At 68.8% G+C, this 7,355-nt stretch carries 6 protein-coding genes; 2 read left to right on the top strand and 4 right to left on the bottom strand.

The genetic code is table 11. From position 1 onward, the window contains the following. A partial coding sequence (locus B7R22_RS04240) for an HNH endonuclease signature motif containing protein (protein ID WP_147305295.1) occupies positions 1–1,100 on the top strand: 1,100 nt, incomplete at its 5' end. Positions 1,101–1,343: 243 nt separating this feature from the next. Further along, on the top strand, positions 1,344–1,700 hold the full coding sequence (locus B7R22_RS04235) for a PRC-barrel domain-containing protein (RefSeq protein ID WP_116410539.1): 357 nt from the start codon (positions 1,344–1,346) through the stop codon (positions 1,698–1,700). Here the strand turns inward: B7R22_RS04235 and B7R22_RS04230 are convergent. The 4 genes from B7R22_RS04230 to B7R22_RS04215 form a co-directional block, all read right to left on the bottom strand. After that, complete coding sequence (locus B7R22_RS04230; protein ID WP_116410538.1) at positions 1,643–2,371, bottom strand: IclR family transcriptional regulator C-terminal domain-containing protein; 729 nt, start codon at positions 2,369–2,371, stop codon at positions 1,643–1,645. The genes B7R22_RS04235 and B7R22_RS04230 overlap by 58 nt on opposite strands. A gap of 235 nt (positions 2,372–2,606) precedes the next feature. Next, the gene (locus B7R22_RS04225) at positions 2,607–2,795 is read right to left on the bottom strand and encodes a hypothetical protein (protein WP_116410537.1); all 189 of its coding nucleotides are present in this window, start codon (positions 2,793–2,795) and stop codon (positions 2,607–2,609) included. A gap of 89 nt (positions 2,796–2,884) precedes the next feature. Next, positions 2,885–4,291, bottom strand: coding sequence for an FAD-binding oxidoreductase (locus B7R22_RS04220; protein WP_116410536.1), 1,407 nt, complete (start codon positions 4,289–4,291; stop codon positions 2,885–2,887). Next, positions 4,284–7,328: an AAA family ATPase gene (locus B7R22_RS04215; RefSeq protein WP_172582196.1), complete on the bottom strand. Its 3,045-nt coding sequence runs from the start codon at positions 7,326–7,328 to the stop codon at positions 4,284–4,286. Before B7R22_RS04215 ends, B7R22_RS04220 begins: the two co-directional genes overlap by 8 nt. Positions 7,329–7,355 lie beyond the last annotated feature (27 nt).

The following is a 7,355-nucleotide window of genomic DNA, read 5'->3' as shown; positions in this document are numbered from 1 at the left end:
GGGGCGATATTGGGGTGGATGTTGCGGAGATGATCACCCGCCGCCTCACCGACGTGGCTTCCCGTGTCGGGTTCACCGAGGAGGTCGAGGAGGCTGAGGGTGGGCTGGTGTCGTATGCGCAGGATCGCGTCGCGGGGTTCGGGTACTCGGTGCGTGAGGTCGATGATCTCGCGATCCGGTACAAGGAGCACCTCGACCCCGACGGCGCAGAACCCCGCGACGCAGAACTGCACGAACGCCGGTATTTGACGTTGACACCCCACTGTTCCGGGATGACCCGCATCACGGGGATGCTGACAGCCCCGATGGCCGGGATCATCGGCGCCGCCCTCGAACCGTTCACAAGCCCGCGGATCGTCTCGTTCCAGCCCGACACCCCGGAGCCGCTCGATTCGGACACGTCCGATGGCAGCGCACAGGGTGATGCTGTGACGGTGGATACGCGGAGTGCGGGTCAGAAGCGCGCCGACGGTCTTGTGCAACTGATCGAGCTGGGGGCGAAAGACCCAATCGTGCCACGACTGAACGGTGCGGCGCCGACCGTGAACCTGCACGCCACCCTCGACGACGTCACCTCCGGGCGTGGTGTGGGCTGGATCGATGGCCTCACCGAACCCGTCCCCTACACCACCGTCGAAGCGCTCCTCTGTCACGCGGATGTCATCACGACCCTGTTCGGTGAACACGGGCAGGTGCTCCAGCACGGGAAGACCCGCCGCCTCTTCACCGCCGCGCAGAACCGGGCCCTGGCCGCCCGGGACGGCGGGTGTGTCTGGCCAGGCTGTAACGCACCACCGTCCTGGTGTGAGAGTCACCACGTCGACGGGTGGCTTTCACCGACCCATCCGGGCGGGCTGACGGATCTGGACAACGGGGCCCTGCTCTGCCACTTCCACCACTCAAACGTGCACAAAGCCCGCTGGAAACTGACCATCCGAAACGGCACACCACACGTCATCCCACCCCACTCCCTCGACTGGAACCAAACCCCCAGACCCTGCCAACAAAACCGGGCCAGACAGTTGAAACCCGGCCACCACCCACCCGACCATCCATCAGGCGAGGGTCTGCAAAATGATCATCACAGCGACACCGGGTAGAACGACGCCCTCACCCGGCCACCACAGCCAACCACCTGCATTCCGAGCCTCGCCTCGGCTGGCCACCCCACCGATCCAGCCACGCGCATCCAGAACCCATCCATCCGAAGGCAAGCCCGAAGGGCGCGGCAGCAGCGGCGCGGCAGCAGAGCGCGACAGCGGAGCGGCCGACCGCGGCGACCACCGCGAACCAGTAACGTTGATGGCAGACGCTGGCGCACGCCGGCAGGAGAGTGGGTCGAGATGTTCGAGGCAGAGAACCTTCGCGACTGGATCGGCCAGCCGGTCGTCGATGAGGCCGGCGACAAAGTCGGATCGCTGGAGAGCATCTACTTCGACACTGCCGCCGGTGTTCCGACGTTTGCAGCTGTGCATGTCGGCATCCTCAGCGGGCAGAAGCTCGTCTTCGCACCGCTCGCGGGTGCAGTCGTCGCTCCCAAGTACCTCAAGGTGATGTTCCCGAAGAAGCTCATCAAGGATGCACCCTCCATCGCCACCGACGGCGAGCTCGACGCCGCAGAGGAACCCGCACTCTTCGCGCACTACGGCCTGACGTACCAGACCGGCTCCGGCGGAGAACGACGTCTCGGCCGCCGCTGAGCCCCGGCGCACCGCCGCCCGGCAGACCACGCACGCAGCGATACGCAGGCAGCGCTACGCATCCAGCGCCACGCAGGCACCGCCATCACGGGCGGGCCTGCCACCTTCCGCAGCTGAACCGAGCGGTAACACTTGCTCACATGGTTCCAGGCCTCGCGAAGGTACGGTTCGAGCGCGCGCTCCCTGGCCGCATCGATCTGCTCGCTGGGGGCACTGATCGCGACTGCTCCGACGATCATCCCGGCCCCGTTCCGCACACCGACGGCGGCGCAGGTCATGCCCGGAACGAACATGGTCGTCTCGGTGTAGCGCGGCATGCCGTGCACGCCCAGGTAGCCGTTCACCTGGTCGATGCTCATGCCGATGAGCATGATCTTGCCGAAGGCCGTGGCGTGGGCCGCCAAGTGAGAGCCGAAGCCGAGAGGCGTGAGCCGTGGATGGTCGGGGCTGTCGACCACGTGGGCCACGACCACGTCGGCGCCGCGGTAGACCGCGTAAGAGCCGGCGGTTTGGGCTGTGTCGTGCAACCGGGTAACCTCAGCCCGAACCGCCGTCGGCACCCCGATCTGCCGGTGCAGGGAGACGCCGAGACGGTCGAGCTTGTCGCCGAGCTCGAAGCGACGCTCGCCCTTCAGATGCAGGAGATAGTCACTCTGGAGGAGGGCCTGCATGAGGCGGTAGACGGTCGGCAGCGGTTAGCCGAGCGCCTGGGAGACCTCCTTGGCAGATGCCCCTCCGCGCTCGGCGACGATCTCAAGTATGGAGACCGTCTTTTCGACGATGGCGACACCGGAATCGCTGGAGGGCATGACGCCAGGGTGCTCGCGCCCCGTCGCGCACACAACCACCGCCCGGATTATTCTCGATGCTGAGAACCGTGCAGCCCACGCCATCCACCCGGATCGCTCAGAGTTGCGGGCCCGGCCCGCAGCGCGCCCGGAGGTCGTCGACGGCTGCCCACGCCTCGTCTTCTGCCAGATGGGACAGCGCGGCCAGCTCGGTGACAGTGACCGGGCGGCCGCGGTAGATCACCGCAGAAGCCTGTCCTCCTGCATCCAGCGGCCCCCGGTTCTGGTCAGCGACGCGGGCGGTCACGGTGCCCGTACCCCGTCCCGTTCATCCTGCCTGCCCACAGTGGCGGGCACAAACCGACGACTCCTGCTGCGCTGCCGAGGCCCGAAATGCTAGCGCCCGGGCAGGAACACCTTGCCCGGGTTCAGCAGGTTCTGCGGGTCGAACAGGGTCTTCAGCGAGCGCTGGAGTTCGTATTGCACGTCGCCGAGCTCCGCGCGGAGCCAGCGCCGTTTGAGCATCCCGATCCCGTGTTCACCGGTGATGGTTCCGCCGAGTTCGAGCGCACCGGCGATCATGGCATCGGCAGCGAGCCAGGCCTGCTCGGGCAACGCGCCGTCGGGCCCGATCTCCGAGCTCGGGATGCGCAGGTTGGCGTGGATGTTGCCGTCGCCGATGTGCGCGAGGATGGTGATGACGACGCCGAACCGCGCGCTGGTCGCTTCGATGAGGCGCACCATCTCGACCAGGCGGTGGCGCGGCACGGCGAGATCCTCGTTGAGGGTGATCTCGGGGCGCGGGGCCTGGTCCTGCGAGGTCCAGCGGCGAATGTCGAGCAATTCCTCGGTGCGCCGGGGATCGTCGGTGACCTCGGTCTCGCCGCCGAAGCCCTCCAACACTTCACGGAGCAGAGCCGCCTCGGCCGACCCGGCCAACCCATCGGTCTGCACCAGCAGCAGCCCCGCGCCTCTCAGACGGAAGCTGCTCCCCCGCCATTCGTCGATGCGTGAGAGATGAACCCCGTCGATGAGTTCGAGCATGCTCGGGCGGACCCCCGACGCGAAAAGTCCGACGCTGGCCGCCGTCGCCTGTTCGGCCGTCTCGAAGAACGCAGCAATCGTGTGCACCGCGCCGAGCGGTATCGGCAGCAGCCGGAGGGTCGCGCCGACCACGATGCCGAGCGTCCCCTCCGATCCAACGAACAGCGCGGTCAGATCATATCCGCTGACACCCTTGATCGAGCGGTGGCCGGTGTGGATGAGCTCACCTCCGGCGAGCACCACGTCGAGCGCGAGAACCGAGTCGCGGGTGACCCCGTACTTGACACAGCAGAGGCCCCCGGCGTTGGTGGCGATGTTGCCGCCGATCGTGGAGAGGGCTGCGCTGGCCGGATCCGGTGCGTAGCGGAGCCCGACTGCCCGAGCGGCAGCGGACACGTCTGCCGTGATGACGCCCGACTCGACGACGCAAACCCCGCTCTCCGGATCGATCTGCGTGATTGCGGTCAGCCTCTCGAGCGACAGGATGATCGCCCCCTCGGTCGCGGCGGCTCCTCCGGCGTATCCCGTGCCGGCGCCGCGCGCGATGACCGGCACCCCGGACTCCGAGGCAACCCGGCACACCTGCTGCACGTCGGAGACGCTCTCTGCAACGACCACGGCGAACGTGACGTCGCCGGGGTCGTGGCCCGACCTGTCGCGGGCGTACGCCAGCGTTTCGGCCGCGCCCGTCAGCACGACGGCCAGCCCGTCCGCTCGGAGTCGCGTGACAGCAGCGGCGAGCAGGCCGGGTTCAGACACGTTCCCGTACCTCCTCGATCTCGCTGTATCCGGCGTCGGTGACGGTGATGCGGAGCTTCGCCGAGATCTGTTCCTTCATCGACTCGACGTGGCTGATGAGGCCGATGGTGCGGCCGCCGGTGCGCAGGCCGTCGAGCGTGCTCATGGCGATCTCCAGGGTCTCCGCATCCAGCGTGCCGAAGCCCTCGTCTACGAACAGGGTGTCGAGGGAGATGCCACCGGTCTGGTTCGACACCACTTCGGCGAGCCCGAGCGCCAGCGCAAGCGACGCCAGGAACGTCTCACCCCCGGAGAGCGAGTGCGTCGGCCGTGCTCGCCCGGTGTGCTCGTCGCGGATGCTCAGCACGAGTCCCGCCTCGACGTTCCGGTACTGCAGCGAGTCGTCGAGTTCGAGGGAATACCGACTGCCCGTCATCGTCGTGAGCCGAGCGTTGGCCGCCTGGATGATCTGCTCGAGCTCGGCCGCGAGAACATATGTCTCGAGGCGCATACGTTTGGTGTTCGACCCGCCACCGGCCACGAGCTCCGCCAGCTCGCGCACCCGGGCCTGCTCTTCGATGAGGCCGGCGGAGGCCTCGAAGAGTTTCTTCGCCTCTTTCACGAGGCCCTCGAGTTGCCGGTACTCGGCGACGAGTGTGCTGTGCACCGCATCGAACTCCGCGCGCGAAGCAGCCGCTGCTGTGCGCGCCTCGGCGGTGAGTGCGGTCTCGACCGGCACCGCCGGCAGGCCCGCGAGATCCGGGTCGGCGAGCAGGGCCGTGGCCGCCGCCACACCGTCGGCGTGGTTCCGCACCCGCAGCTCCTCGGCGGAGAGCTCGGGCGGGGTGAGGCGCGCGCCCTCGGCTGCGGCGCTGTGGGAGAAGCCCAGCTCGGCGAGCTGCCGGGCCTCGGCATCGACGGCGCGACCCCGACGTTCGAGGTGGGTTGCCGTCGCGGTGAGAGCGTCTTCCAGGGCGCGGGCTGCTGCGAGCCGAGCCTCGATCTCGCGTGCGCGGTCGGCCACAGAGTCGAAGTCGCCGCGCACCTCCAACACCCGGAGCGAGATGAGGGCGTGGCTGGTCTCAGCAGCGGTGAAGGCGAGCTGGGCATCCGCCACCTCGTTGCGAAGGGTCCGGAGTGACACCTCGGCGATGTCACGCTGACGCACGATCTCTTCCCGCCGGGCGGTGAGCTCGGCGACCCGGACCTCGGCGCGTTCAGCGACGCCCGCCCGCTCGGCACTGGCGTCTAGTTCGGTCTGGAGTGCTGCTGAGGTTCTGCCACGCGCCGCGGCCCGTTCATCTGCCAGGGCCCGGCCGAGGGCGCCGACCCGTTCGTCCGCTTCTGCGAGCGCCGCCTGGCAGACGGCTCGGTGCTGTTGCGCGCGATCCGTGTCGCCTTCGGTGACCGGTTGCGCGTCGCTCCTTGCGGGTTCCGGATGCTCGGTCGAGCCGCACACGGAACACGGCACACCCTCGACCAGTTCGGCCGCGAGCTCGTAGGCGTGGCCGGCCAATCGCCGGGCCAGGAGGGTGTCGACGAGTCGGGCCGCCTCGAGGTGGGCCGTACTCGCTGCCTTCTGCGCGAGCAGCGCTTCCGTCAGGGCGGCTCCTGACGCATCTGCCCGGCGGGCCGCTGCCAGGGCGTTACGAACGGCCTCCTGCTCGATCCGCAGGTCGGGCAGCCGGGCCGCCTCCCGATTCGCCTCGGAGAGCGTCTCTCCGAGCTCGGCCAGCGCAGCGGGAAAGTCGGCCAGCCCGGCCTCGACCGTGCTGAGTTCGGCTGCCACGGCCGCGCGTTTCGCCGAGTGCGCGGCGAGTTCCGTCTGGAGTCGCTGCGACCGCTTCTCGTCGTCGAGTGCTCCGTCGAGCGTTCCGCGCTGGGTAACGAGCTGCTCGACGGTCTCGCGGAGAGACGTTGCGGTGGTGAGGGCCGTGCCCCCGTAGGGCTCCCACTGCTCTCGCGCGGCACCCTCCGCGACCAGCGCGTCGGCGAGGGACTCCTCCGCCTCGCGACGCGCCTCGATCTGCGGCCACACCTGCGCGGCGCGGTTCGCCGCGTCGATGCGGGCGCGGAGGCCCTCGACCGCCGAGGTCTCCGCGATCAGGGTGGCCAACGTGGCCGCAGCGGCATCGCGCTTCGTCTGCCGCCTCAGAACCTCGCGGTGCGCGGTGTGGGCGCTGTCGGCCTGTTCGAAAGCGGCACGGGCGAAGCCGGCCCGCTGGTCGGCCTCATCGCGCGCCTCCTCGACGTCTGCGAGCAGCGCGCCGAACCACTCGAGCCCGGGATCGGCCGGCACGATGCCCTGGTCTTGGTCGGTGCTGTCTGCTGCACTGCTCTGGGTCGCCGACTGGGCGATGCCTGCCGCCTGTGTCGCCCGCAGGTGGATGCTCTGCCGGGCATCCGCGACCCGCGACGTCAGCGCCCGGCTCTGCTCGGCGAGCGATTTCTCGAAGGCCTCGAAACGGGAGGTTCCGAAGAGCGTGCGGAGGAGCGCCCGCCGCTCGTCGGTCTTCGCGAGCAGGAACTGCTGGAACCGGTTCTGCGCGAGCAGGATCACCTGCAGGAACTGGTCGACCCGGAGCGGGAGGATCTCGCTCAGGTAGCGCCCCACGTCGACCGGCTTGGCCGCGATGCCGCGCCAGTCGGATTCGTCGGTCGGCTCCCCCGCCCCGCCCTCGTGCCTGATGGCCTGATCCCTCACGAAGAGGCGCGCCTCGGGCGCCGCTGTCGTGAACCCGTCGCCCCGACGCTTCGGCCGCTTGTACTCTGGGCTTCTGAAGAGACGGTAGTCGGCGCCGCTGATGCTGAATTCGAGCTCCACGAAGGTCGGATCTGCGGGACCCGCATGGTCGCTTCGCAGCTGCGACTCGCGCCCGTCGTACCGGGGAACCGAAGCATAGAGCGCGAAGCAGATGGCGTCGAGGATGCTCGACTTGCCGGCGCCGGTCTTGCCGGTGATGAGGAAGATGCCGTCGTCGTCGAACTGTTCGAAGTCGACGTTCTGCTCGTCTCGGTAGGGCCCGAAGCCGGCCAGGCGGAGGCGCTTGATCTTCACTGCAGCACCTCTTTCAACCGCAGCAGC

The organism is Subtercola boreus (assembly GCF_003399635.1).
Taxonomy (GTDB): Bacteria; Actinomycetota; Actinomycetes; order Actinomycetales; family Microbacteriaceae; genus Subtercola; species Subtercola boreus_B.
The sequence above is the reverse complement of the archived record's forward strand: the minus strand, read 5'-3'. Positions and strand labels throughout refer to the sequence as shown.